At 73.0% G+C, this 25,044-nt stretch carries 19 protein-coding genes; 10 read left to right on the top strand and 9 right to left on the bottom strand.

The features are described 5' to 3' along the window. Positions 1 to 158: 158 nt before the first annotated feature. The 3 genes from ACFW6B_RS39150 to ACFW6B_RS39160 are packed head-to-tail and all read right to left on the bottom strand — an operon-like array spanning position 159 to position 5,010. Positions 159 to 1,322: a VWA domain-containing protein gene (locus tag ACFW6B_RS39150; RefSeq protein WP_386604317.1), complete on the bottom strand. Its 1,164-nt coding sequence runs from the start codon at positions 1,320 to 1,322 to the stop codon at positions 159 to 161. Then, a complete protein-coding gene (locus tag ACFW6B_RS39155) occupies positions 1,319 to 3,859 on the bottom strand; it encodes a DUF5682 family protein (protein ID WP_386604320.1) in 2,541 nt (846 codons plus the stop codon). Before ACFW6B_RS39155 ends, ACFW6B_RS39150 begins: the two co-directional genes overlap by 4 nt. Next, positions 3,856 to 5,010, bottom strand: coding sequence for an AAA family ATPase (locus ACFW6B_RS39160; RefSeq protein ID WP_386604322.1), 1,155 nt, complete (start codon positions 5,008 to 5,010; stop codon positions 3,856 to 3,858). Before ACFW6B_RS39160 ends, ACFW6B_RS39155 begins: the two co-directional genes overlap by 4 nt. A 133-nt stretch (positions 5,011 to 5,143) precedes the next feature. Here ACFW6B_RS39160 and ACFW6B_RS39165 point away from each other — a divergent pair, with 133 nt between their 5' ends. Genes ACFW6B_RS39165 through ACFW6B_RS39175 form a run of 3 tightly spaced genes read left to right on the top strand, consistent with a single transcriptional unit; the run spans position 5,144 to position 8,332 of the window. Further along, the gene (locus ACFW6B_RS39165) at positions 5,144 to 6,499 is read left to right on the top strand and encodes an SWIM zinc finger family protein (protein WP_386604324.1); all 1,356 of its coding nucleotides are present in this window, start codon (positions 5,144 to 5,146) and stop codon (positions 6,497 to 6,499) included. Next, a complete protein-coding gene (locus ACFW6B_RS39170; RefSeq protein WP_386604327.1) occupies positions 6,493 to 6,690 on the top strand; it encodes a hypothetical protein in 198 nt (65 codons plus the stop codon). Before ACFW6B_RS39165 ends, ACFW6B_RS39170 begins: the two co-directional genes overlap by 7 nt. Positions 6,691 to 6,715: 25 nt before the next feature. Further along, a complete protein-coding gene (locus ACFW6B_RS39175; RefSeq protein ID WP_386604329.1) occupies positions 6,716 to 8,332 on the top strand; it encodes a DUF5691 domain-containing protein in 1,617 nt (538 codons plus the stop codon). A 291-nt stretch (positions 8,333 to 8,623) separates the two neighbouring features. Here ACFW6B_RS39175 and ACFW6B_RS39180 read toward each other — a convergent pair whose 3' ends face one another. Continuing rightward, the gene (locus ACFW6B_RS39180) at positions 8,624 to 9,040 is read right to left on the bottom strand and encodes a cobalamin B12-binding domain-containing protein (RefSeq protein ID WP_386604331.1); all 417 of its coding nucleotides are present in this window, start codon (positions 9,038 to 9,040) and stop codon (positions 8,624 to 8,626) included. 766 nt (positions 9,041 to 9,806) lie between these two features. Between ACFW6B_RS39180 and ACFW6B_RS39185 the strand changes: the two genes are divergently transcribed. Beyond that, positions 9,807 to 10,670, top strand: coding sequence for an esterase/lipase family protein (locus ACFW6B_RS39185; protein WP_386604333.1), 864 nt, complete (start codon positions 9,807 to 9,809; stop codon positions 10,668 to 10,670). A 159-nt stretch (positions 10,671 to 10,829) separates the two neighbouring features. Further along, positions 10,830 to 12,614 carry a M23 family metallopeptidase gene (locus ACFW6B_RS39190; protein ID WP_386604335.1) on the top strand — a complete coding sequence of 595 codons (1,785 nt, stop codon included), beginning with the start codon at positions 10,830 to 10,832 and terminating at the stop codon, positions 12,612 to 12,614. A gap of 143 nt (positions 12,615 to 12,757) precedes the next feature. Here ACFW6B_RS39190 and pcrA read toward each other — a convergent pair whose 3' ends face one another. Next, positions 12,758 to 15,280: a DNA helicase PcrA gene (gene pcrA, locus ACFW6B_RS39195; protein ID WP_386604337.1), complete on the bottom strand. Its 2,523-nt coding sequence runs from the start codon at positions 15,278 to 15,280 to the stop codon at positions 12,758 to 12,760. Between the two features lie 858 nt (positions 15,281 to 16,138). Here pcrA and ACFW6B_RS39200 point away from each other — a divergent pair. Beyond that, positions 16,139 to 17,299, top strand: a complete 1,161-nt coding sequence (locus tag ACFW6B_RS39200) for an NlpC/P60 family protein (RefSeq protein ID WP_386604339.1) — start codon at positions 16,139 to 16,141, stop codon at positions 17,297 to 17,299. A 123-nt stretch (positions 17,300 to 17,422) separates the two neighbouring features. Next, positions 17,423 to 18,412 (top strand): tellurite resistance/C4-dicarboxylate transporter family protein, encoded by a 990-nt coding sequence (locus ACFW6B_RS39205; protein WP_386604341.1) that lies wholly within the window; start codon positions 17,423 to 17,425, stop codon positions 18,410 to 18,412. On the opposite strand, the gene ACFW6B_RS39210 is transcribed toward ACFW6B_RS39205, so the two are convergent. Beyond that, a complete protein-coding gene (locus tag ACFW6B_RS39210) occupies positions 18,413 to 18,766 on the bottom strand; it encodes a hypothetical protein (RefSeq protein WP_386604343.1) in 354 nt (117 codons plus the stop codon). A gap of 445 nt (positions 18,767 to 19,211) precedes the next feature. Here ACFW6B_RS39210 and ACFW6B_RS39215 point away from each other — a divergent pair, with 445 nt between their 5' ends. Continuing rightward, positions 19,212 to 20,312, top strand: coding sequence for an NlpC/P60 family protein (locus ACFW6B_RS39215; protein WP_386604345.1), 1,101 nt, complete (start codon positions 19,212 to 19,214; stop codon positions 20,310 to 20,312). A gap of 9 nt (positions 20,313 to 20,321) precedes the next feature. On the opposite strand, the gene ACFW6B_RS39220 is transcribed toward ACFW6B_RS39215, so the two are convergent. Both ACFW6B_RS39220 and ACFW6B_RS39225 read right to left on the bottom strand, forming a co-directional pair. Then, a complete protein-coding gene (locus ACFW6B_RS39220; RefSeq protein ID WP_386604346.1) occupies positions 20,322 to 21,074 on the bottom strand; it encodes a LuxR C-terminal-related transcriptional regulator in 753 nt (250 codons plus the stop codon). Then, positions 21,071 to 22,360 (bottom strand): PspC domain-containing protein, encoded by a 1,290-nt coding sequence (locus tag ACFW6B_RS39225; RefSeq protein WP_386604348.1) that lies wholly within the window; start codon positions 22,358 to 22,360, stop codon positions 21,071 to 21,073. The genes ACFW6B_RS39220 and ACFW6B_RS39225 overlap by 4 nt, the downstream gene beginning before the upstream one ends. A 176-nt stretch (positions 22,361 to 22,536) precedes the next feature. Here ACFW6B_RS39225 and ACFW6B_RS39230 point away from each other — a divergent pair, with 176 nt between their 5' ends. Together ACFW6B_RS39230 and ACFW6B_RS39235 are read left to right on the top strand one after the other, a co-directional pair. Then, positions 22,537 to 23,919: a PspC domain-containing protein gene (locus ACFW6B_RS39230; protein ID WP_386604350.1), complete on the top strand. Its 1,383-nt coding sequence runs from the start codon at positions 22,537 to 22,539 to the stop codon at positions 23,917 to 23,919. Next, entirely contained in the window at positions 23,906 to 24,130 is a 225-nt protein-coding gene (locus tag ACFW6B_RS39235; RefSeq protein WP_386604353.1) for a hypothetical protein, read from the top strand. The genes ACFW6B_RS39230 and ACFW6B_RS39235 overlap by 14 nt, the downstream gene beginning before the upstream one ends. A gap of 22 nt (positions 24,131 to 24,152) precedes the next feature. Here the strand turns inward: ACFW6B_RS39235 and ACFW6B_RS39240 are convergent, their stop codons facing one another. Continuing rightward, entirely contained in the window at positions 24,153 to 24,677 is a 525-nt protein-coding gene (locus ACFW6B_RS39240; RefSeq protein WP_386604355.1) for a DoxX family protein, read from the bottom strand. Between the last annotated feature and the right edge of the window lie 367 nt (positions 24,678 to 25,044).

The following is a 25,044-nucleotide window of genomic DNA, read 5'->3' on the forward strand; positions in this document are numbered from 1 at the left end:
CTGTGAGCAGCCCCTGGGGCCCCGCGCGGCCCGGCGGGCTCCCTGGGGCGGCCCGGCCGACGGGGGCGCAGGAGCCCGCTCCGGCGGATCCGCCGGCTTCCGCCGTCCGGGTTCCCGAACCGCCCCCAATCGGCCATTTTCGGCCAGAACGGAAACCTTCATCTCGTGTCCGGGACCGGGAGCGGCCGCTTCTCGATCGCCGCCGCCATCACCTCGGGGAACAGATCGGGTGTGCAGGCGAACGCCGGAGCGTCGAGCGCCGCGAGCGCCGCCGCGTGCTCCCGGTCGTACGCGGGTGCCCCCTCGTCGGACAGCGCGAGCAGCGTCACGAACTGCACCCCCGACGACTTCATCGCCGCGACCCGCTTCAGCATCTCGTTGCGGATCCCGCCTTCGTAGAGGTCGCTGATGAGGACGACGACCGTGTCGGCCGGTCTGGTGATCTGCGACTGGCAGTAGGCGAGCGCCCGGTTGATGTCCGTGCCGCCGCCGAGCTGGGTGCCGAAGAGGACGTCGACCGGGTCGTCGAGCTGGTCGGTGAGGTCGACGACGGCCGTGTCGAAGACGACGAGCCGGGTGGCGATGGACCGCATCGACGCCAGCACGGCACCGAACACGGAGGCGTAGACGACCGACGCCGCCATCGACCCCGACTGGTCGATGCAGAGGATGACCTCCTTCTTCACGGACTGCGAGGCACGCCCGTAACCGATCAGCCGCTCGGGCACGACGGTGCGGTACTCGGGCAGGTAGTGCTTCAGGTTGGCCGCGATCGTGCGGTTCCAGTCGATGTCGTGGTGGCGGGGTCTGCTGATCCGGGCACTGCGGTCGAGGGCGCCGGTCAGCGTGGCCCGGGTGCGGGTGGCGAGGCGCTTCTCCAGGTCCTCCACGACCTTGCGCACCACGGCCCGCGCGGTCTCCTTCGTCGTCTCCGGCATGGCTTTGTTGAGGGAGAGGAGGGTGCCCACCAGGTGCACGTCGGCCTCCACCGCCTCCAGCATCTCGGGTTCGAGGAGCAGGGCGGAGAGCCCGAGCCGGTCGATGGCGTCCCGTTGCATCACCTGGACGACGGAGGAGGGGAAGTAGGTCCGGATGTCGCCGAGCCAGCGCGCGACCGACGGCGCCGACGCCCCGAGCCCCGCCGAGCGGTCCCGCCCGGGCCGCGCCCCGCCGCCCTTTCCGTAGAGCGCGCTCAGCGCCCCGTCCATGGCCGCGTCCCGGCCGGAGAGCACGCGTCCGGTGCCGTCCGCCTCGTCGCCGCCGAGCACCAGCCGCCATCGCCGCAGCCGCTCGTCCCCGGCACTCACCGCCGCCTCGGTCATGGAGCCACCCTCACAAGATCGTTGTCGTTGCCGGAGCCGGTTTCGGAGCCTGGGCCGGAGCCGGTTTCGGAGCCTGGGCCGGAGCCGGTTTCGGAGCCGGAGCCGGAGCCCGGGCCGGAACCGGGGTCAGTGCCTGAGCCGCGGTCGAAGTCCGGGGCGGTGCCGGAGCCGGGTCCGGAGTCCGTGTCGGGATCGGTCAGCCCCAGCAGCAGGCTCAGCAGCGGCAGGACGGCGTCGGCACGCCCGCCGTCGAGGTCGGGGGCGAACCCGGGTACGCCGGAGCCGGAACCCGTGGCCTCGGCGTTCGCCCGTGGCGCCGGACCGCGCCTGACGAGTTCGCCCAGTGTCCTGCGCACTCCCGACTCGTACGCCGAGAACGTCCGGCGCAGCAGCGGCAGCACATCGGTGAACGCGTCCGCCGGCACCCCGGTCAGCCAGGTGTCCACCAGGCCGAGCAGCCGCTCGTCGTGGACGAGGAGCATGCCGCCGGAGCCGCCACCGACGAACCCCTCGATCCACGCGGCCCCGTCCGCGGGCTCCGTGCCCGGCGACAGCACGAGGCCCATGAGCCGGGCGGCCTCCTCCTGCGCCAGCTCCCCTTCGTCGAGGAGCAGCCGGACCGCCCGTCCCCTGACCACCCCCGGCACGGTGTCCCGCGCGGCGAGCACCCCCAGCACCGCGTGCCAGCGGCCGCGGATGCCGCCGGGCTCGGCGGCCCCCGCCGTCGCCTCCCCCAGCAGTCCCACCGCGCCGTGCACGGCGTCGAGGTGGCGGCGCATCTCCTCGGCCGCGTCGCCGTCGAGGGCGGCGCAGGCCGGGGGGAGGCCGACGAAGACGCGCTCGGCGAGACCGGCCGCGACATCGGCGAGGGCGTGGGTGTCCGTGCCGCGTACGTCGCCGTAGCGCAGGGAGCGGACGAGTGCGGGCAGGGCCTGCGCGAGATGGCCCACGTCGGTGTCGAGGGCGGCGCGGTCGGCGAGGACCCGCATCACCACGGGCAGCGCGTCCGGGATCCCGGCGAGGAGGCAGTGCTCGGCGAGGGCCGTGACGTCCGCGAGCGACGGCGCGCCGACGGCGTCCGCCTCGGCCTTGGCCGTCGCGGCGGACAGAACGGTCGTGCCCCACACGCCGGCCTCGGCGACCCGCACCGACAGCTCCGGCTCCCAGCGGAGCCGCCAGGTCTCCCGGAAGGTGCCCGTGCTGCCACGGGACACCGCGGGCTCGCCCCACGCGATGCCCAGGAGCCGCAGCCGGTGCAGCAGGGTGCTGCGTCCCGCGTCGGTCTCCTTGCGCAGGTCGAGCTCCATCTCCCGCTCCAGCGCCTCGGGCTTGAGCCGCAGCCGCCGCTGCGACTGCGCGAGGTCCCGCTGCAGGGGCACCGCCGGGGCGGACTCCGGCACCTCACCGAGCACCTCGCCGACCACGAGCCGGTCGCGCACGAGGTCCAGGGGGACGTCCGAGCCCTCGCACATCACGGCCCGGACGGCGTCGGTGGTCTCGGTCAGCCCCGGCAGCGGGCGGCCGCGCATCGCGGCGAGCGTGCCGGCCAGGCGCACGGCCTCGATGACGTGGGCCGACGACACACCCCGGTCCTCGGCGCGCAGCAGTCCGGCCACCTTGGTCATCCACCGCTCGATCGGACGGTCGGGGGCGCTGAACAGGTGCCCGTACCAGCCCGGCGAGTCGATGCCCGCTCCGTACCCGCTGGCCCGGGACAGCCGGCGGTGCGTCCAGGGCACCCACGTGAGCTGGACCTTGGCCTTGGGCAGCCCCTTGAGGAGTGCCCGGTCGGCGCCGACCGTGACCCGCTGCCGCAGCGCGGGGACGTGCCAGGCACCGCACACCACGGCGACGCCGTCCCCGGACTCCCGCCGGGCCGCCCGGATCTGGAGTCGCATGTACGCCTCGCGCACGAGGTCCCGGTCGTGTCCGCCGGTCCCGTACGCCTCGCGCAGCGACCCCATGGCCTCCTCCAGCGCGGCGAACGGAGCGAACGGGTCGTCCGCCGCACCGGCCCGGTGCTCGACCACGTCCTCCCACCAGCGCTCCGGGTCGTCGTACCCGGCCGTCTCGGCGAGCACCCCGAGGGGGTCGATCCGTACGGCGGTCGCGTCGGCGGAGCGGTCCGGACCGTCGGCCGTGCCGGGCTGTCCCTCCTCTCCGCCCCAGGTCAGGGTGTGGGCGGCCGGAAGGTCGATGAAGCGGGCCTCCGCTCCGTGCTCCAGGGCCCACCGGATCGCCACCCACTCCGGTGAGAACTCGGCCAGCGGCCAGAAGGCCGAGCGGCCCGGGTCGTCGACGACGTGGGCGAGCAGCGCCACGGGGGGCCGCATGTCCTTCTCGGCGGCCAGCGGGACGAGGGCGTCCGCCTCGGGCGGCCCCTCGATCAGCACGACCCGGGGTGCCGCCGCCTCCAGCGCCGCCCGTACGGCCCGCGCCGACCCGGGTCCGTGGTGCCGCACACCGAGCAGCAGCGGCCCCGGAGCGGGCGGCCCGCCCCCCGGCGGGGGCGGCCCGGCGTCCCGCTCGGCGCTCATGCGCTCACCTCGCGGCAGGCGCGGTAGAAGTCCTTCCAGCCGTCCCGCTCGCGGACGACCGCTTCCAGGTACTCCTGCCAGACGACGCGGTCGGCCGCCGGGTCGCGCACGACCGCGCCGAGGATGCCGGCGGCGACGTCGCTCGCCCGCAGGACGCCGTCGCCGAAGTGGGCGGCCAGAGCGAGGCCGTTGGTGACGACGGAGATCGCCTCGGCCGTGGAGAGCGTGCCGCTGGGCGACTTCAGCTTCGTCCGGCCGTCGGCCGTGATCCCGTCGCGCAGCTCGCGGAAGACGGTGACGACACGGCGGATCTCGTCAGCGCCGTCGGGAACGGCGGGCAGATCGAGGGAGCGGCCGATCTGGTCGACCCGGCGCGAGACGATCTCGACCTCGGCCTCGGCGGTCTCCGGCAGCGGCAGCACCACCGTGTTGAAACGGCGGCGCAGGGCGCTGGAGAGTTCGTTGACCCCGCGGTCGCGGTCGTTGGCCGTGGCGATCAGGTTGAACCCGCGGACGGCCTGCACCTCCTGGCCCAGCTCCGGGATCGGCAGGGTCTTCTCGGAGAGGATCGTGATCAGGCTGTCCTGCACGTCCGCGGGCACGCGCGTGAGTTCCTCGACGCGGGCCGTCATGCCCTCGGCCATGGCCCGCATGACCGGGCTCGGCACGAGCGCGTCCCGGCTGGGCCCGTGCGCGAGGAGCTGCGCGTAGTTCCAGCCGTACCGGATGGCCTCTTCCGGGGTGCCGGCCGTGCCCTGCACGAGCAGTGTCGAGTCGCCGCTGACCGCGGCCGCCAGGTGCTCGGACACCCAGGTCTTGGCGGTGCCGGGCACGCCGAGCAGGAGCAGGGCCCGGTCGGTGGCGAGGGTGGTGACGGCGACCTCGACGATGCGGCGCGGCCCCACGTACTTGGGAGTGATCACGGTGCCGTCCGGCAGCGTGCCGCCCAGCAGATAGGTGGCCACGGCCCACGGCGACAGCAGCCAGCGCTCCGGGCGGGGCCGGTCGTCCTGCGCGGCGAGCGCGGCGAGTTCGGCGGCGAAGGCGTGCTCGGCGTGCGGTCGCAGCGCCTCGCCCGGCCCGCTCGCACCCCTCTCTCCCGTCTCTTCCGCGGGTGTGTCGACGGACGTCGGTTCAACGGACACGGACATGCCCCGGTCCCCCTCCAGCTCGGCCGGTTCGGATCTGGCTCCACCGTGCACCACGCCACTGACAATGCACTCTGACCTGCGAGAACGTGCTCGCGAGGGCCGATTGTCAGTGGTGGGTCATACCTTCGACGGCATGACACAGCAGGCGGTGCGCTGGACGGCGGATCAGGTGCTGGCACTGGCGCCTGACGCCGCGTCACGCAAGGCGGGGAGCAAGCTCGGCGCGGCCGGACCGTGGTCGGAGGCGGGCAGTTCGGAGGAGGGGACGGTATGGGGACTGTGCAGGGGGAGCGGCAGCAAGCCGTATCAGACGGTCGTCGACATCGCGGACTCGGCGGGTCCCGCTTACAAGTGCAGCTGCCCGAGCCGGAAGTTCCCGTGCAAGCACGCGCTCGGACTGCTGCTGCTCTGGGCTGGCGGGGACGGGGCCGTGCCGTCCGCGCAGGCACCGGACTGGGCCGCCCAGTGGCTGGAGGGGCGGCGCAGGCGCGCGGAGGGCAGGAGCTCGGCGGGCGGGGGATCTGGAGCCGCCTCGCCGGGTGATCCCGAGGCGGCGCGGCGCAGGGCGGAGCGGCGGTCCGAGCGGATCACCGCGGGGGCGACCGAGCTGGAGCAAAGACTGGCGGACCTGCTGCGCGGCGGTCTCGCCTCCGCCGAACGGGCGGGGTACGGGATGTGGGAGGAGACGGCGGCCCGGATGGTCGACGCGCAGGCTCCCGGTCTGGCCGCGCGCGTGCGGGAGTTGGGGGCGATCCCGTCGTCGGGGCCGGGCTGGCCCGTGCGGCTGCTGGAGGAGTGCGCGCTGCTGCACCTGCTCGACCAGGGCTGGCTGCGGCGCGAGCGGCTGCCGGACGAACTGGCCGCGACGGTCCGCTCCCGCGTCGGGCTGCCCGGCTCCGCGGACGGTCCGCCGGTGCGTGACCGCTGGCTGGTCCTCGCGCAGTACGACACGGCGGACGCCCGGCTCACGACGCGCAGGATCTGGCTGCACGGCGCCGAGTCCGGCCGCACGGCCCTGCTCCTCTCCTACGGCGCGGCCGGCCGGGCACCCGACCTGGCGCTCCCGGTGGGGCTGGCCTTCGAGGCGGAGCTGTCCGCGTACCCGGGCGCCGGGCAGCCGAGGGCGGCGCTGGGCGAGCGGTTCACTCCCCCGGCACCCGCGGCGATACGGCCGACGGGGATGACCACGTCCCAGGCCGCCGCCCGTTACGGAGAAGCGCTGCGCGCCGACCCGTGGCTGGACTCCTGTCCCGTCACCCTGGAGCGGGTCGTCCCGACCCCGGACGGCGACTCGTGGCAACTGGCGGACTCCGAAGGTGAGTTCGCCCTCCCGCTCAGCCCCTCCTCGCGGTCCCGGCCCGAGCTGTGGCGCCTGGTCGCCCTGTCCGGCGGCGCCCCGGTCACGGTCTTCGGCGAGTGCGGCCACCGCGGCTTCACTCCGCTGACGGCATGGCCGCAGGACGAGGGCGAGGCGGTGCCCCTGTGCTGACCCCGGCCACCGCTCCCACGACCCGCACCACCCCTGCCGCCTCCATCACCCCTACTGCCCCCGCCACTCCCACCGCCCGCACCGCGTTCGCCGGCTCCGTCCCTGTCGCCGGCCCCACCGCCTTCACCACCTTCGACACCTTCACCACCCTCGACACCGCGACCAGCGCCCCGGTGCCCGGCCGCCGCTGACACGCTCCGTACGGAAAGGACGCCCATGACCACGACACCGGCTTCGGCGGGAACGCCCGTCGGCGGTTCCTGGGAGGAGCTCGTCACCGTGGCGCTGCTCGGCACCGATCGGCGCACGCTCGCGGGGCAGCGGCCAGGGCGGCCGGCCCCCGTGGCCCTGCTGGACGCGGCGGCCGTGGAGACCGTGCGGCGGCGGGCCGGAGTGCGGCCGGCGCGCGCGGCGGCCCGTCCCGAGCCCGCGGTGCCGGACGCGCGGACCGCGCTGCCGCCCGCCGCGGCCCGGAGGCTGGTGACGCTCCTGACGGACCGCCCCGGCACGGGCGGCGGGGGCCGCAGAGGCGCGGCGCCCGACCTCATGGAGCTGCTGCCCCAGTGGCTGGCCCTGGCGAACGCACGCGGGTTCGCCGCACCCCCGCAGACCCTCCCGGCGCTCCTCGACGCGGCCCGGGGGCGCACGGACCTGCGGCCCGCCGCCCTCGCCTTCGCCGGGCCGCGGGCGCTGTGGCTGGCCCGGCTGAACCCCGAGTGGCGGTTCGCGCTGCGCTCCTCCCCGGGCGGCACCGGCACGCTGCCGGAGGAGGCCGACGACATACAACGGCTGTGGCAGGAAGGCCTGTTCGCGGAGCGGGTCGCGCTGCTGGCGGCGGTGCGGGACAAGGATCCGTCCGCCGGACGCGCCCTGCTCGTCGCGACCTGGGCGACGGAGCGGGCCGAGGACCGGCTGATGTTCCTCGACTCGCTCCGGTCGGGACTGTGCGCCGAGGACGAGACGTTCCTCGAGGGAGCGCTGACCGACCGCAGCCGCAACGTACGGGCGACGGCGGCCGAGCTGCTGGCCACCCTGCCGGGGTCCGCGCTCGCCGCGAGGATGGCGGGCAGGGCCGCCTCGTGCGTGGCCGTCGACCACACACGGGGGACACCGGTGATCACGGTCGAGGCGCCGCACGAGTGCGACGCGGCGATGGAGCGGGACGGGGTGGTGCCGAAGCCTCCGGCCCGCCGGGGCGAGCGGTCCTGGTGGCTGGGCCAGCTGGTCGAGGCGGCACCGCTCGCGACCTGGCGGGAGCGGCTCGGCGACCGTTCGCCGGAAGAGGTGGTGGCCCTGCCCGTGGCGGACGGCTGGCAGGGGGAACTGCACGCGGCGTGGTGCCGGGCGGCGGTGCGCCAGCGCGATCCCGCGTGGTCGAGGGCGCTCCTCGGGCCGCCCTCCGCCCCGGAGGCCGGGGGTCCGGGGGCTGTGTCACTGGCCGAGCGGGCCAAGCTGCTCGCCACCCTGGGCGCCGGGGAGCGGGCCGAGTGGGTGGCGGGGTTCATCGGTACGCACGGGCTGTCCGAGGCGTTCCAGCTGCTCGGGGTGTGCGCGGTGCCCTGGGCGGGGAACCTGGGGCGGGCCGTGGTCGACGCGCTCGACATCGCGCGGGACGCGGGGAGCTTCCCGTGGAGCTTCAGCGGGGTGATGGGGCTGGCGGAGCGCTGCCTCGACCCCGCGGAGGCAGGACGGCTCGAAGGTCTCACCTCGGTCCCCGACGAGTCGGAGCACACGGCACCGGGATCCGGCGACTACTGGGCCGAGGCCTTCCAGCGGCTCGTGACGACGCTGCGGCTGCGGGCGACCATGTCCGCCGAGCTCACGGCACCATGACCGTCCCCGTCGCCGCCGGCCGGGCGGACGGTGTCCGGGCCCGGCCGGGTTCCGCCCCGGACCGCCCCGCACCCTGTTCCCTGGGCACGCGAAAACCCGGACGGCCCCGGAGAGCCGGACAGCCCGTGTCCCCGGAGACCCTGGGGACCCCGGCAAACCGAAACCCTCCGGCGCCGAGCCGCTCCGGCACCGGAGGCCACGGTGTCCGTACGGAGCAGCGCGGGCACCCGGCGGTCCATGGACCGGCGCAGGCACAGGTACCGGCAGTCACGCGGGGGCGCAGGCGCCCGCTCAGGCGCCGGCCGGCTGCCTGACGTTCGCCCGGACCCAGTCCACGATGGACACCGTCGTCGCGCCGGGGGTGAAGATCTCCGCGACGCCCTTCTCCTTGAGGGGGGCGATGTCCGCCTCGGGGATGATGCCGCCGCCGAAGACCTTGATGTCCTCGGCCTCGCGCTCCCTGAGGAGGGCGATGACGGCCGCGAAGAGCGTGTTGTGGGCGCCGGACAGGATGGACAGGCCGATCGCGTCGGCGTCCTCCTGGATCGCGGTGTCGACGATCTGCTCCGGGGTCTGATGAAGCCCGGTGTAGATGACCTCCATGCCGGCGTCGCGCAGCGCCCGCGCGATCACCTTGGCCCCACGATCGTGGCCGTCGAGCCCAGGCTTGGCCACCACCACGCGGATCGGACCGGCTGCCACACCCATCACTGCCTCCATGAACGGACTACTTCACCCTGCACCGACGAGGACTGCCGACACATGCCTGCGACGGCCGACGGCAGACCGGTGATTCACCGATCGACCGGTCTTGACCACCCGCTGTCACCAACGGGTGCCCGTCGACCGTGCCGACTACTGACCATCGACACATATCGCTCAGTTTTCCGCTCGCCACACCGGATCGCCCCGGATCGCCGATCGCGCCAGGCGGCACAGGCGCCCCGGGCCCTTTCGGCCCGGTAAGTGAACGAACGTTATCGCCAGCATCCCGCAACCGGCAGTTTCGCGGCGGAGACCGAGGGGGAAATCACACACTGGGACAAGTTCGCCGCGCCCGGTTCCGTACCGCGGCACTGGCGCCGCAGGTCCTGCGGCGTACGGACCACGGCCGGAGCAGGCGCAAGAAGAGCCGCGACCAGGTGGCCGCACGTCGCGTCGTCAGCGGGACGGCGTGGCGTCGGGGCACATCGGCGGCGGCACGACATCGGGGAGCGAAGCCGGGCAGCAGGACCACGGGAACACGAGGACGACTCCACGCCACGACACGACGCCGACGCACCCAGCGCGGCGGACCGTCGGGGAGCAGGGGTCGGCGTCGTATACCGCGTCCTTCGGCCGAGCGATCCGCAGCGTCACCGGTCTCGCACCCCGGCGGCGCGCCGTCGGCCACCGCCGTCGCCGACCTCGCGGCTTTCCACTAGGGCACACGGGGGACGGAGTGGTCCTCCCGCGTGCCGACTGGAGGTCGGCCATGAAGGTCACGGAGGCTGCGTCGCCCTTTCTGCCCCTGTGCCAGCGCCTGTTCCCGACGAAACTGGCCGGGCTCTCGGTGGCACTGCTGAAGGCGACGGCCCTGGAGCTCGCGATCCTCGCCGGGCACCTCCTGCTCTATCCCTCCGGCATCGTCCAGGAACGCCGCACCGGACATCCGCTCCCCTCGCCCGACGTGGCCGCCACGCTGCCCACCGAGGCCAAACCCCCGGTCGTCCTGCTGCACGGCTTCATCGACAACCGCTCCGTCTTCGTCCTGCTGCGCCGCAACCTCGCCCAGCACGGCAGGCAGCACGTCGAGTCCCTCAACTACTCTCCGCTGACCTGCGACATCCGTACCGCGGCGGAACTGCTGGGCCGGCACATCGAGGAGATCTGCGAGCGCACGGGCCATGAGCGGGTGGACATCGTCGGGCACAGCCTCGGCGGCCTGATCGCGCGCTACTACGTGCAGTGCCTCGGCGGCGACACGCACGTCCGCACGCTCGTCACGCTCGGCACCCCGCACTCGGGCACCCGCGTCGCACCCCTGATGAACGCGCACCCGATCGTCCGCCAGATGCGTCCCGGCTCCCCGGTGATCGAGGAGCTGACCGGCCCCGCTCCGGGCTGCCGTACACAGTTCGTCAGCTTCTGGAGCGATCTCGACCATCTGATGGACCCGCTGGAGTCGGCCTGCGTCGAGCATCCCGACCTGCTCGCCCAGAACGTCCGCGTGAGCGGTGTCGGCCATCTCGCGCTGCCCGTGCACCCGGCCGTCGCGACCGGGATCCGGCAGGCACTCGACCTGGAGGTGTCGGGACCCCGCGCGGCGGCCCGGAACGGCGGCCTCACGGTGGCGTGAGGCCGGCGCGGAGCGAGCTGGGCACGGCACGGAACGGGCCGAGGGCGGCCGTCGGGAGGGCTGACGGCCGCCCGACGGTCTTTCCTGGAGCCGAAATTTTCGAACGGTTATCGAACGCCAGGCCAAAGCCTTTCCTGCACTCCCCCGAAACACGGCCGAATGCCCGTTTCCTGCGAAGGGGAAACCTGCCGAAGATTGTCGCGCCCGCATACCGCCGGGTACAGTCGCCGCACTGCTCTGCCAGCCCCTGTTGTCGAGGCGAAAGAGAAGTTGGTGAACGACCGTCACCCGTCGGGGATCGCGACTCCCCCGACTCCGGCTTCCGACGCCGCCTCGGCGCTCTACGCGCCCTACGGCGCGCAAGAAGCCCAGTACGGCGGCGGGTTCACCGCGCACGGCGACTACGCCGCCACCGCGGACGCCTACTCCGGCACCGGCTTCACCGGCGACCCGCTCTTCGGCACCATGCCGGGCGGGGCCGACAGCGGCTCGTACGACGCCACGCAGTGGAACGCCGGAGTCCAGCAGCCGATGGGCTACGACCCGTACGCGGCGCAGCACACCGGCTACGACACCGGCGCCCACCACACGACGGCCTGGGCGAACGGCTACCAGCAGACCGTCGGCATCCCCGCGCAGCACCCGGGCCCCGACGCCTCGGGCCAGTGGGACGCGAACGCCTGGGTCCAGCCCGAGCAGCCGCTCGACGGCACCCAGCAGTGGACCGTGCCGACGCAGGAGACGGGCGCGTACGACGCCACGCAGTGGAACGCCGCCGGCGGCCAGGACGCGTACCAGGCGTACGAGCACCCGCAGCCGGAGTCGTACGAGCAGCACCACCCGCAGACCGAGACGTACGAGCAGTCCCACCCGCAGACCGAGGTGTACGAGCACCCGCGGACGCAGGCCGATTCGTACGACCACGAGCTGACGCAGCTCGACATGACGTACGAGGCACCGTCCGAGACCGCGGACCAGGTCCCCTTCGACCAGCAGGCGACCGCGACCTTCGACCAGGCGACCCACGGCCGGCTCGACCGGGAAGAGGGCGAGCTCGACACGGCCGAGGGCTTCGCGGACCCGGACGCGGACGGCCCCGACGACGGCTACGACCTGTACGACGAGGGGCACGAGCGGCCGCTGCTCGACGGCCAGGAGGAGATCACCCCGGTCCACCGCCCCTCGTCCCGGAGCGGTTCCCGGGCCCGGCGCCGCAGCCCCGCGAAACGTTCCGCTCTGCTGACCGTCGCGGTGCCCTCGGCCTGTGTGATGGGGGTCGCGGGAATCGCCGCCGCCTCCGTGGGCGGCGTCGGCGGCCTCGGCGAGACCGATTCAAAGGACACCGCGGTCACCGCTTCCGACACGACCTCGGTGAAGCCGTCGGCCGCCAACATCAAGCTCGACACCCAGCTCCAGAGTCTGTCCGCGGGCGCGGACGACTTCGCCGACCGGGCGAGCCGCACGCAGGAACGTATCGACCTCAAGGCCCAGCAGGTGACGGAGCAGAAGAAGGCGGCGGAGGAGGCGGCCCGCAAGGAGCGGCTCCGTCCGAAGTTCGCCATTCCCGTCCCGGGGGGCCTCAGCGCCTACTTCGGCCAGGCCGGCGTCAACTGGATGTCCATGCACACGGGCATCGACTTCCCCGTCTCCTACGGGACGCCGGTGGTGGCCGCGACCGACGGGACCGTCCGGACGCAGTGGAACAGCGCGTACGGCAACATGATGATCGTGACCGCGATGGACGGCACCGAGACGTGGTACTGCCACCTCTCCACGTACAAGATCCCCTCCGGCACCCCCGTGAAGGCCGGTGACCAGATCGCCTTCTCCGGGAACTCCGGCAACTCGACCGGCCCGCACCTGCACTTCGAGGTCCGCCCGGGCGGAGGTTCGGCGATCGACCCGCTGTCGTGGCTGCGCAGCCACGGTCTGAGCCCCGTGTAACGACCCGGACGCCGCATGACCGCGGGCCCCGTCCGTCTCCGGACGTCCGAGGCCCCGCGCCACGTCACTCCGGTCCGTCACCGCGGTCACCGATCGGGAGCCCGATCGGGCTCCTGATCGGCTCCCGCGAACGGTCTCGTGGGCTAAAGCTTCTCCACCGGCGCGTACCGCAGGAGCAGCCGCTTCGGCTTGGGCTCCCCGAAGTCGACCGTCGCCTCCGCGTTCGCGCCCGTCCCCTTCACACCGACGACGGTGCCGAGGCCGAACTGGTCGTGCGTGACCCGGTCCCCGACGGCCAGCGAGACCACCGGCTTCTCGCCTGCGCCGCGGCGGGTGGCGAACCCGGAGGCACCCGAGGCCGCGGACCGCGAACGCGAGGAGGAGAGGGAGGCGGCGACGCCGGAGACGGGACCGGCGGGCCTGGGCGCCACCGCACCCGTGCGCTTCCAGTCCAGATGGGTCGCCGGGATCTCCTCCAGGAAGCGGGAGGGCGGGTTGTACGAGGGCTGCCCCCACGCGCTGCGCATCGAGGAGCGGGTGAGGTAGAGCCGCTCACGCGCGCGCGTGATGCCGACGTACGCCAGGCGCCGCTCCTCCTCCAGCTCCTTGACCTGTCCGAGCGCGCGCATGTGCGGGAAGACGCCGTCCTCCATGCCGGTCAGGAAGACCACGGGGAATTCGAGGCCCTTGGCGGTGTGCAGGGTCATCAGGGTGATGACGCCGTTGCCGTCCTCCTCGTCCGGGATCTGGTCGGAGTCGGCGACGAGCGCGACCCGCTCCAGGAACGCGGCGAGCCCGGGCGGGGTCTCGCCCTCACCGGTCTCCTGCTCGAACTCCAGCGCGACGGCGGCGAGTTCCTGGAGGTTCTCGATCCGGGTCTCGTCCTGCGGGTCGGTCGACGCCTGCAACTCGGCGAGATAGCCGGTGCGTTCGAGGACGGCCTCCAGGATGGTGGCCGGGCCCGCGCCGGACTCGACGATCGTCCGGAGGTCCTCCATGAGCGTGTTGAACCGCTTGACCGCGTTGGTGGAGCGCGCGGCCATGCCGTAGGCCTCGTCGACGCGGCGCAGCGCCGCCGGGAAGCTGATCTTCTCGCGCTGCGCGAGGGCGTCGATCATCGCCTCGGCGCGTTCGCCGATGCCGCGCTTGGGCACGTTCAGGATGCGGCGCATCGGGACCGAGTCCTCGGGGTTGGACAGCACCCTGAGGTACGCCAGGACGTCCCGGACCTCCTTGCGCTCGTAGAAGCGGACACCGCCGACGACCTTGTACGGCAGGCCGACGCGGATGAAGACCTCTTCGAAAACACGGGACTGCGCGTTCGTGCGGTAGAAGACCGCGACGTCGCCGGCCCTGGCCTCGCCCGCGTCCGTGAGGCGGTCTATCTCGTCGGCGACGAACTGGGCCTCGTCGTGCTCGGTGTCCGCGACGTAGCCCGTGATGTTCGAGCCCGCGCCCGCGTTGGTCCACAGGTTCTTGGGGCGGCGGGACTCGTTGCGCTCGATGACCGCGTTGGCGGCGGACAGGATCGTCTGGGTGGAGCGGTAGTTCTGCTCCAGGAGGATCGTCGTCGCGTCCGGGTAGTCCTCCTCGAACTGGAGGATGTTGCGGATGGTCGCGCCGCGGAAGGCGTAGATCGACTGGTCCGCGTCACCGACGACGCACAGCTCCGCCGGGCCCGGACCGTGCTCGCCGGACGGTCCGCCCGCGGGGGTCTCGGAGGTCCCCACGAGTTCCCGGACGAGGGCGTACTGGGCGTGGTTGGTGTCCTGGTACTCGTCGACCAGGACGTGCCGGAAGCGGCGGCGGTAGTGCTCGGCGACGTCCGGGAAGGCGCGCAGCAGGTTGACCGTGGTCATGATCAGGTCGTCGAAGTCGAGCGCGTTGGCCTCGCGCAGCCGCGACTGGTACATCGCGTACGCCTGGGCGAGGGTCTTCTCGAAGCCGTCGGCGGCCTGGGCGGCGAAGTCCTCCTCGTCGATCAGCTCGTTCTTCAGGTTCGAGATCTTGGCGCTGAACGACTTCGGCGGGAAGCGCTTGGGGTCGAGGTCGAGATCACGGCAGACGAGCGCCATCAGACGCTTGGAGTCGGCGGCGTCGTAGATCGAGAACGACGAGGTGAAGCCGAGCGTCTTGCTCTCGCGGCGCAGGATGCGGACGCAGGCGCTGTGGAAGGTCATCACCCACATCGCGTTGGCGCGCGGGCCCACGAGTGCCTCGACGCGCTCCTTCATCTCGCCGGCGGCCTTGTTGGTGAAGGTGATCGCGAGGATCTGGCCGGGGTGGACGTCGCGCTCGCCGAGCAGGTGGGCGATGCGGTGGGTGAGCACGCGCGTCTTGCCCGAGCCGGCGCCGGCCACGATGAGCAGCGGGGAGCCGGAGTGCACCACGGCCGCGCGCTGGTTCTCGTTCAGCCCGTCCAGCAGGGCCGCCGGGTCCACGACGGGCCTGGGCGCGCCGTCGCGGTAGTACCCTCCCCCACTCCCGGCTTCGCTCGAGCGGGGGGACCCCCATCGGTCCGGTGGCACGTCGAACTTCCCGCCGAACAGATCGTCCGGAACCGGCTCCGGTACGTGATCGTCCTCGGGCGGCGGCGGGGGTTCGTCCTCGTGGGCCGCGGAGGGCTGGAGGGCCGCCAGGAAGCTGTCGTCAAAGAGGCTGCTCATCGCTCTCCGAGTCTAGGCCGCTCCACCGACAGCCCGCCGCCGCCCCGGCAACTCGGCCGGAAGTCGCGACAGGGCCGCCCGGGGGACACCCGGGTTCACGGCGTTCCCCGTCACCACCTCACCTCCGTGACAGCACACGCCGACCCGGTCACCCGGCGTACAGCTCGGCCCGCACCCGCCCGGCGGCGTACGGCTCGACCCGCACCCGGCCCGGCAGCGCCCACCTCGATCGGCACCTGGCTCGGCGAGCATCCCGCTCCGCGGCAAGGCTCGGTCCGCGGCACCCGACCCGGTCGGCGCCCGGCCCGGCCGGCAGGCGTTCGGAGCGGCACGCGCCCGACGGGCCCGTCACCGCGGCGCACCGCCGACCGGTCCGCCGCCGCTGCGCACCGCCGACCGGCCGTCCGGACCGAGCCCCGGGCCCGGGCCGTTCGCCGCGCCATCCGGTCGGCACGTCATGCGGTCGGCACGTCATGCGGAGCCGGACCCGGCCGGCAGGCCGGGTGAGCGGGCCGTCGGCGGTGGGGCGTGCGGCGAAGGTCACGAAAATGTATCGGACATATCGCGCATCAACCTTCACACGGGCCACGGCCGTTGGCTAGCGTGCCCGAAGGCCGCTCGACCGCAGCCGGCGAACGTCGCCGGAACGAGTGGCCTCCGCCGAGTCCGGTGCGTCGCGAGGCCCCGAAGCCGAGGACCCACCGACTTTGGGGTGAATCGGTCCGACCGCCTTGCGGGGCACGGACCGTAGGGCAGCCTTCCGGAACCACCCGCCCGAACCCTCCCCCGCAGCCCGAACGGCGTGGGGGTACCCCCACTGCTGACTCGGTAGGCGGACGACGGAAGGAGTCGCCTCTCTTGGCGTCACACCGCAAGGCGCGTCCCACGGGCACGCGCATCGCAGGCATACGGACCCCGGTCCTCGCCACGGCGGCGGCCCTCACCTCCGTGGCCCTGCTCTCCCAGACCGCGAACGCCGCCCCCGCCGACCCCAGGCCCAACATCGAAGAGGTCTCGAAGAAGGTCGACGACCTCTACCACCAGGCCGAGACGGCCACGGAGAAGTACAACGCGGCCAAGGAGAAGACCGCCGAGCAGCGCGAACGCGTCGACACCCTGCTCGACGACGTGGCCCGGCGCACCGAGAAGCTCAACACCGCGCGCGAGGAACTGGGATCGTTCGCCGCGGCGCAGTACCGCACCGGGGCCGCCGTGTCCGACACCGCGACCCTGCTGCTCGCGGACAGCCCCAAGGACTACTTCGACCAGACCCAGCTGATGAGCCGCCTGACGGACCGCCAGAAGGCGGCCGTCGACGACTACGTCACGGAACAGGCCGCCACCACCAAGAAGCGGGCGGAGGCCACCGAGAACCTGGAGTCGCTGACCGCCTCGCAGAAGACGCTCAAGACGTCCAAGGCCGCGGTGCAGCGCAAGCTCACCGAGGCCCGCGACCTGCTCTCGGAGCTGAACGCCGAGGAAAAAGCGCGGCTGGCGGCCATCGAGAAGAAGAAGCGGGAGCAGGCCGCGGCCAAGGCGGCGGAGCTGGCACGACAGCAGGCCGCCGCCGAGAAGGCCGCCCAGAAGTCGTCGGGCACCACGACCGGGTCGACCGCCGGTTCGTCGACGGGATCGACGGCCACGGACTCCTCCTCCTCCTCGACGAAGGCGGCCCAGGCTCTCGCGTTCGCCCGCGCGCAGATCGGCAAGCCGTACGTCTGGGGCGCCACGGGCCCCGACTCCTACGACTGCTCGGGCCTGACCCAGGCCTCCTGGAGGGCCGCCGGCGTCAGCCTCCCGCGCGTCACCTACGACCAGGTGAACGCCGGCACGACGGTCTCCCTCGCCGACGCCCGGCCCGGCGACCTCGTCTTCTTCTACGGCGACCTCAGCCACGTCGGCCTCTACATCGGCGACGGCATGATGATCCACGCGCCGAAGCCGGGGGCGTACGTCCGCGAAGAATCGATCTACTACGACGGCACCTCGGCGATCCACAGCGTGGTGCGCCCGGCGTAGCCCGGGACACGGACGTCACCCTCACGGGGCGCGGGGACCGGAGAGGTCCCGCGCGCCCCGCGTTCTCGCCCCTCCGCGCGCGCCCCGCCCACAACCGCCCCGGAGGTCCCTAGCATCGGGCGCATGCCAGACACACCGGACATGCCGGACGCCGTTCCGCTCCGCGCCTGGTGGGCGGGGTGGGCGTCCGCCGCCGGGGCCGCCGTCATGGCCACCGGCACCCTCTCGATCGGGCTGCACCTGACCGGCCACGAGGTCCTCTCCCGGATCGCGCTGGTCCTCGCGTCGCTCGCCTGGATCGGGCTCGCCTCGGACTTCCTCGCCCGGCTGGTGGGCGACCGGAAGCAGTGGGCGCGACGGGCCGGCACGCCCGCCGGGCTCGACGCGGTCGCGGCGACCACCGTGCTCGGCACCCGGTTCTCCGCACTGGGGTGGCGGGGGCTCGCCGAAGCCCTGCTCGTGCTGTCGGCCGTGCTCTGGCCGGTCCTGCTCCTGGCCGTCATGCGGCGCTGGCGGCGCCGCATGACGGGAGAGGTGTTCCTCGTCTGCGTGGCCACGCAGGGGCTCTCGGTCCTCGGGTCGGCGATCGCCACCGAGGCGGGCTCGGACTGGCTCGCGCACGCCGCGATGGCGCTGTACTGGGTGGGGATCGCGCTCTACGTGCTCTCACTCGCGAACTTCGACCCGTGGGAGGTGCGGAAGGGCGCCGGGGACCACTGGGTGGCTGCGGGCGCGCTGGGCATCTCGGCGCTGGCCGGGGCGGGACTCGTCACGGCGCGCGACGTGGATCCGTACCTGTGGAACGACGACGACCAGGGCGTCCTGCGCGCCACGACCGGCGCGCTGCTCGTGCTCGCCCTCGTCTGCTACGTCCTGCTGGCCGTCGCGGAGGTGGTGTGGCCGCGCCCGCGGTACGACGTGCGGCGCTGGTCGTCCGTGTTCCCGATGGGGATGACGGCGGTGGCGACGCTCGCGGTCGCGGCCGCCCTGGACGTCTTCCGGCTCAGGGGACCGGGACAGGTTCTGCTGTGGATCGCGGTGGCCGCGTGGCTCGTGGTGGCCGTGGGCACCGCCCTCGCCCTCAGGTCCGTCGTGCGGGGGCGGGGGCGCTGATCAGGTCCACAGGACGGCGACGAAGACGTTCGTGACGGTCAGCAGCCCGACCAGGCCGAAGAGGCGCTTGTCCACCGTCTCGTCGTCCCGCTTCACGTAGACGAGCCCGAGGATCACGATCAGCAGGGCCAGCTTCACACCGATCTTGAAGGTGTCGACCGTGGCTCCCTGAGCCTGGTTGAGGCCGACCAGGGCCACTCCGGTCACCAGCATGGTCAGCGCGCCGTGCAGCATCGCCGGGACGAAGCGGGCGGTGCCCGCGCCCATCGCCTTCATCTGGGTGAGGAAGCCGCCGAGGAGCGCGGCGATGCCGATGATGTGCAGGCCGACGAAGAGATGGATGAGTACGTCCATGGGGCCGGAGCCTAACCGCACCCCCTCACGCCCCTCCCGACCGGGCCTCCCCTCCCGACCGGGCCTCCTCTTCCGTCACCGTCTCTCCACCGGTCCATCGCGCGTCAGCCATAGCACCGGCACCACGCGCGCGGTCCGGCATTCGCCGCAACGGTCATCACTCTGCGTCAAGCCGGCGGGGCACGGACAGGACTTTGGCCACTTACGGTCAATCGGCGATCCAATCGCAATAGTTCTGCACATAGCATTACCAACAGTGCACCCCAGGTTTAGCGTCCTCCACCAGGTGACCGGCTCCCCACCACCGTCCGGGCCAGGGACGGCAGCCGGACACCACCGCCGAGAAGGTCCGGCGGCGGCCCGCTCCCCCTGTGTGCGCCGCCGCCGGACGTGTCACCGCTTGACCGCACCTCAAGGGCGGTCGCACGGAAGGATGTGGGCCCTCGTGGCAGCGCACCGCAAGGCCAGACAGCGCTCGGTCGGCGGAAACACGGCCCGCACAGCGGTCACCATCGCCCTCGCGGGCGCGGCGACGGCCACCGGCTTCGACGGGATCGGGCACGCCGACCCCCAGCTCTCCCCGGCACAGGTGAAGGCCAGGGTCGACAAGCTGTACCAGGAGGCGGAGGCCGCCACCGAGAAGTACAACGGCGCCAAGGAGAAGGCCGACCGGGCGGAGGCGAACCTGAGCAAGCTCCGCGACGAGGCGGCCCGCCGGGAGGACCGGCTCAACTCGGCCAGGGACGCGCTGGGTTCAATGGCGGCGGCACAGTACCGCACCGGCGGGCTCGACCCCGTGGTGCAACTCGCGCTCTCCGACCACCCCGATCAGTACCTGGAGGGGGCCGCGCTCGCCGAGCGGGTCGGCACGCGGCAGTCGGCGGAGCTCGCCGGGGTACGCGAACAGCTCCGCGAGCTGGAGCAGTTGCGCGGGGAGGCCGACACCGAGCTGTCGACGCTCGAGTCGCGGCAGACCGAGCTGAAGCGGCAGAAGAAGACGATCAACGAGAAGCTCACCGCGGCACGCCGGCTGCTCGACCGACTCACCCCGGAGCAGCGCACGCAGTACGTGGAGCGGGGCGGCGCGGACGACCGGCAGCACGTCTCGCGCGACTCGTCCCGCGACTCCGCACCGGTCTCGTCGTCCGGCACGTCCGGTGCGTCCGGTACCGCAGGAGCGGCCACCCCGGCGTCCAACTCCCGGGCGGCGGCGGCCGTCGCCTACGCCTACTCGAAGCTCGGCAGCCCCTACGTCTGGGGCGCCACCGGCCCCGACGCCTTCGACTGCTCCGGGCTCACCCAGGCCGCCTACCGCTCCGCGGGCGTCTCCCTGCCCCGCACGACCTACTCCCAGATCAACACCGGGCAGCGGGTCTCCCTCTCCGAACTCCAGCCCGGCGACCTGGTGTTCTTCTACCCGGGCATCACGCACGTGGGCATCTACATCGGCGACGGCCAGATGATCCACGCCCCGAACCCGTCGGCGCCCGTACGGGTGGCCCCGCTCACCGAGATGCCCCTCGTGGGGGCCGCCCGGGTCGTCTGAACTCCGGGGTCAGACCAGTCGCCGCGCCGTCGCCCAGCGGGTCAGCTCGTGGCGGTTCGAGAGCTGGAGTTTGCGCAGGACCGCCGAGACGTGCGACTCGACCGTCTTCACCGAGATGAAGAGCTGCTTGGCGATCTCCTTGTACGCGTACCCCCGGGCGATGAGGCGCAGGACCTCGCGCTCGCGCTGGGTGAGGCGGTCCATGTCCTCGTCGACGGGCGGGGCGTCGGTGGAGGCGAAGGCGTCGAGGACGAATCCGGCGAGGCGCGGGGAGAAGACCGCGTCGCCGTCCTGGACGCGGAAGACCGAGTCCACGAGGTCCGTGCCGGTGATCGTCTTGGTGACGTACCCCCGGGCGCCGCCGCGGATCACGCCGATCACGTCCTCCGCGGCGTCCGACACGGACAGCGCGAGGAAACGGACCGGCCGTTCGGTGTCGGCCATCAACGGGGCGCAGCGGCGCAGCACTTCGACACCGCCGCCGCCGGGGAGGTGGACGTCGAGGAGGACGACCTCGGGGCGGGTGGCCGTGATGACCGTGACCGCCTGGTCGACGTCCGCGGCCTCGCCGACCACCTCGACGCCGGTCCGCCCGGTCTCCCCGATCTCGGCCTGGACCCCCGTACGGAACATGCGGTGGTCGTCCACGAGCACCACGCGCACCCGGCGCCCGCCCTCGGCGCCGGTGCCCGCGGACGCGGCGGCACCGGAGGCGTCCGCGGCCGAACCACCGGACTCCACAGGCTCGTTCGTGTCGCTCATGACGTTTTCTCCGCCCTCTCCATCTCCAGCTCGACCTCCGTGCCGCCGTCCGGCACCGCGCGCAGCCGCGCCGTGCCGCCGTTGCGCTCCATGCGGCCGATGATCGATTCTCTGACACCCATGCGGTCGGCGGGTATCGCGTCGAGGTCGAAACCGGGGCCGCGGTCGCGGACGGACACGAAGACCGTCCTGCCCTCGACTTCGGCGTAGACCTGCACGGCGCCGCCCTCGCCACCGTACTTGGCCGCGTTCACCATCGCTTCCCTCGCTGCCTGCATCTGTGCGGTCAGACGGTCGTCGAGCGGGCAGTCGCCCACGACGACGACCTCGATGGGGACGCCGTGCTTGTCCTCGACCTCGGCGGCGTGGCCGCGGACCGCCTCGGCGAGGGTGGCGGGCTCCTCGTCCTCGTCCTTGCCGCTGCCGTCCGGTTTGTAGAGCCAGGCCCGCAGATCGCGCTCCTGGGCACGGGCCAGGCGGCGCACCTCGTTCGCGTTCTCCGCGTTGCGCTGGATCAGGGTCAGGGTGTGCAGCACCGAGTCGTGGACGTGGGCGGCGACTTCGGCCCGCTCCTGCGCGCGGATGCGCATCAGGCGCTCCTCGGAGAGGTCCTGGGTCATCCGGATCAGATAGGGACCGGCGAGCAGCGCGATGCCGACGAGGACCGCGAGCGCCGCCTGCAGGACCGAGCCGAGGTGGGCCGCGGAGCCCTGGAGGACGAATATCCCGGAGACGCCGGCGGTGACGAGCAGCACGCCCGCCGCGGACCGCAGCAGCGAGAGCGTACGGCGACGGCGGCCGACCTCCGCCCAGCGGGCCCGCCGCGCGTTGTCCGCCTGGCGCCAGACCAGGGCGACACCCGCGCCGACGAGGACCATCGGCCACAGGTACACCCTCGTGCCGCCGCCGAGGTTCACGTTGCCGACGAAGACCATGGACACGACGACCATGAGGAGGAGGGCGACGATCTGGCCCTTGTCCGGCTTGCGGGCCACCAGTCTGCGCCGGCCGTCGGGCGAGTTCTCGGTGGTGAACGCGGACGTACGGCCGGAGCCGACGCCGCCGACGCCGAGCGGCACGAAGAACCAGAACGCGGCGTACAGCAGCGCGCCCAGTCCGTCCGCCATGAACAGTCCGACGAACACCAGCCGCACCCAGACGACGGGCAGCCCGAGATGCCCGGCGAGCCCTCGCGCCACTCCCCCGAGCCAGCGTCCGTCGCTGCTCCGGTAGAGCTTGCGCGGGGGCCGCGGGTCGTCTGCGGGCATGGCTGCGGCTTCCGGCATGCCATCGATGTTCACACGCCCGGCGGACCGGAGCATCAGGGTCTGCCCCCGATACTCCCCTGATCTTCGGGAACCGGCGTTCGAACGGTTCCCGCCCTCCCCTCCGGGCGGATATCAGGGTTCGGCCAGGGTCGTCCCGACTGCCGCCGCGCCGTCCCGCCCGTCACCATGGACGCATGACAGATCAGCAGCACGCGGCGGCGGTGCCGGGCCCCGGCACCGCTCCGGGTGACGAGCCGCGTGCTCAAGGGGAGGCGGCCGCGCCACGGCCGGCGGACTCCGGCGCCGGCGCCCCCGCGGGGGCGCCGCACAGGTTCCGGCGCGACCGTCGGCAGAAGATGCTCGGCGGGGTGTGCGCCGGGCTCGGCCGGCAGTGCGACATGGACCCGGTGATCTTCCGTATCGTGCTCGCGGTGCTCGCCGCGACCGGCGGCATCGGCCTCATCTTCTACGGCTTCGCCTGGCTCTTCGTCCCGTACGACGACGAGGAGGAGAACGAGGTCCGCAAGCTGCTCACCGGCCGTGTCGACGGCCCCGCCCTGACCGCCGTGCTCTTCGCGCTGGTCGGCTGCGGGGTGTTCCTGTCCATGCTCAAGAACGGCGGCGTGCTGACGTTCGCCGTCGTTCTGTCCCTGCTGCTGGCGGGGGCGGGCTACTGGTCGCAGAACCGCGGCGCCTCCGACCCGGACCCGCTGGCCGCGCAGGCCGCAGCCGACGCCCCGCCGGAGGCGAAGGCCCCGCCCGTCCCCGCCTCCTACCCCTCCTGGTGGCGCGACCCGATCGTCAAGGACGGTTCGCACGTCGGCGGCACCGGCTACATGTGGGGTCCCGTGGAGACCCTGGACCGCGATGTCGCGGCCGCGCTCAACATCGCCCGCGGCACCTCCCGCCCCGCCCCGCGCGCGGAACGGGAGCGCGGGCAGCGCGGCCCCCGCCCCATGGGCGGCCGCGTCTTCCTGCTCGCCCTCCTCGCGGGCGGCCTCACCACGGGCCTCAACTGGGACGACCTGCCGCTCGGCACCAGCCTCCAGGCCGGGCTGGCCGCCGCGCTCATCGTGTTCGGCCTGGGCATAGCCGTGAGTTCCCTCCGCGGTCGCACCGGGGCGGGAACGGTCTTCCTGGCGGTGATCACGGCCGGCCTCCTCGCGGCCTCCGCGGCCCTGCCGAAGGACATCGGCACGCACTGGGTGCGGAAGGACTGGACCCCGGCGACCGCGGCCGACGTACGGCCCGCGTACGACCTGGGCACGGGGGTGGGCACCCTGGACCTCAGCGGGGTCGACCTCGCCGGGGGACAGACGGTGAAGACGAACGCCGAGGTGGGCGCGGGCCGGCTGAAGGTGATCGTCCCCAAGGACGTGACCGTGCGGCTGACCGTCGACGTGGGTGTCGGCGACATCCAGCTGCCGGGCGACGACAAGAAGGACGTGGACGTGGAACCGGGCAAGCACAAGCAGGTGACCCTGGCGCCGACGGCTGGCGGCAAGGACGGCGGCACCATGGACCTCGACCTCCAGGTCGGAGTCGGCCAGGCGGAGGTGGCCCGTGCCACGTCATGAGTTCCAGCCCGGAAAGCTCGTCGTGGGCCTCTTCCTCACCGCCGGGGGCATCGCCTACGCCGGAGACGCGGGCGGCTGGTGGGAGACCGAGTGGTTCGCCATCATCCCGGTCGTCTTCGTCGGCCTCTGCCTGGCGGGCGCCGTGGCATCCGTGAACCACGCCGTCCGCAGACGCCGTACGGGCCGGAAGCCGCAGGACGCGAACCCCTAGGCGACCGGCCCGGCGCCGACCCTCAGTGGCCGGTCCGCTGCTGACGCCGTTGTCTGATCACGGCGTCCAGTGACCAGTAGGAGGCCCCGGCCAGCACGAGCGGGGTCCAGCAGAAGAGGTACGGGAGATCGTTGCCGTAGTAGTACGGGTCGGAGGCCCAGCTCACGGTCAGCCACAGGCTGAGCGAGATGAACGCGCCGCCCAGCGCGGCGAGGCGGGCCAGCAGGCCGATCAGTGTGCCGATCCCGACGGCGAGCTCGCCGAACGCGATGGCGTAGCCGAAGCCGACGGGGCTCTTCAGGGCCAGGTCGACGAGGGCCGGAACGGCGGAGGAATCACGGACCGTGCGCATCATGTCGCCGATCGAGCCCGAGCCCGAGGCCTTCATGAAGACGCTGTCCGTGAGTTTGTCGAGGCCCGCGTAGATGAAGGTGACACCCAGGAAGATCCGCAGCGGCAACAGGGCGTAACGGGTCGCGGCGTCCCGCCAGTCCCCTCGTTCTCCCGGATACCGGGTGTGAGTATCCGTCTGCGTACCGTGAGTCATCACTCTCCGCCACCTCTCACCCGCGTGCCGTTGACCACTCAACAGACCATACGTACGAATCGGTTCCCCGACTCAGCAGCAGGAATCCTTCCCGGGGCTCACCTCACGGAATGCCCCGGTCACCCCACAACCTTCTTTCGCCCCCTCCGCCCCTACCCGACCCGTACCCGGGGCTCCGCCCCGGACCCCCGCTCCTCAAACGCCGGAGGGGCTGAAGATCACGCCAGTGAGGGAGTGAGGGACTGGGCCCGAGCCACTGCACACCCGCACCCGGGATCCGGCGGAAGGGGCCGTGCCGGTACATCACATGCCCGTCGCCACCGACGGTCACCTCTCCGTCCAACGGCGACGGGCGGATGTACCGGCA

The organism is Streptomyces sp. NPDC058751 (genome assembly GCF_042746485.1).
In the GTDB taxonomy this organism is placed as follows: domain Bacteria; phylum Actinomycetota; class Actinomycetes; order Streptomycetales; family Streptomycetaceae; genus Streptomyces.

Excerpts from the sequence above, each read along its gene's own strand:
- ACFW6B_RS39150 (WP_386604317.1), bottom strand. The coding sequence starts at position 1,322 with ATGACCGAGGCGGCGGTGAGTGCCGGGGACGAGCGGCTGCGGCGATGG.
- ACFW6B_RS39155 (WP_386604320.1), bottom strand. The coding sequence starts at position 3,859 with ATGAGCGCCGAGCGGGACGCCGGGCCGCCCCCGCCGGGGGGCGGGCCG.
- ACFW6B_RS39160 (WP_386604322.1), bottom strand. The coding sequence starts at position 5,010 with ATGTCCGTGTCCGTTGAACCGACGTCCGTCGACACACCCGCGGAAGAG.
- ACFW6B_RS39165 (WP_386604324.1), top strand. The coding sequence starts at position 5,144 with ATGACACAGCAGGCGGTGCGCTGGACGGCGGATCAGGTGCTGGCACTG.
- ACFW6B_RS39175 (WP_386604329.1), top strand. The coding sequence starts at position 6,716 with ATGACCACGACACCGGCTTCGGCGGGAACGCCCGTCGGCGGTTCCTGG.
- ACFW6B_RS39180 (WP_386604331.1), bottom strand. The coding sequence starts at position 9,040 with ATGGGTGTGGCAGCCGGTCCGATCCGCGTGGTGGTGGCCAAGCCTGGG.
- ACFW6B_RS39185 (WP_386604333.1), top strand. The coding sequence starts at position 9,807 with ATGAAGGTCACGGAGGCTGCGTCGCCCTTTCTGCCCCTGTGCCAGCGC.
- ACFW6B_RS39190 (WP_386604335.1), top strand. The coding sequence starts at position 10,830 with ATGCCCGTTTCCTGCGAAGGGGAAACCTGCCGAAGATTGTCGCGCCCG.
- pcrA (WP_386604337.1), bottom strand. The coding sequence starts at position 15,280 with ATGAGCAGCCTCTTTGACGACAGCTTCCTGGCGGCCCTCCAGCCCTCC.
- ACFW6B_RS39205 (WP_386604341.1), top strand. The coding sequence starts at position 17,423 with ATGCCAGACACACCGGACATGCCGGACGCCGTTCCGCTCCGCGCCTGG.
- ACFW6B_RS39210 (WP_386604343.1), bottom strand. The coding sequence starts at position 18,766 with ATGGACGTACTCATCCATCTCTTCGTCGGCCTGCACATCATCGGCATC.
- ACFW6B_RS39220 (WP_386604346.1), bottom strand. The coding sequence starts at position 21,074 with ATGAGCGACACGAACGAGCCTGTGGAGTCCGGTGGTTCGGCCGCGGAC.
- ACFW6B_RS39225 (WP_386604348.1), bottom strand. The coding sequence starts at position 22,360 with ATGCCGGAAGCCGCAGCCATGCCCGCAGACGACCCGCGGCCCCCGCGC.
- ACFW6B_RS39230 (WP_386604350.1), top strand. The coding sequence starts at position 22,537 with ATGACAGATCAGCAGCACGCGGCGGCGGTGCCGGGCCCCGGCACCGCT.
- ACFW6B_RS39240 (WP_386604355.1), bottom strand. The coding sequence starts at position 24,677 with ATGACTCACGGTACGCAGACGGATACTCACACCCGGTATCCGGGAGAA.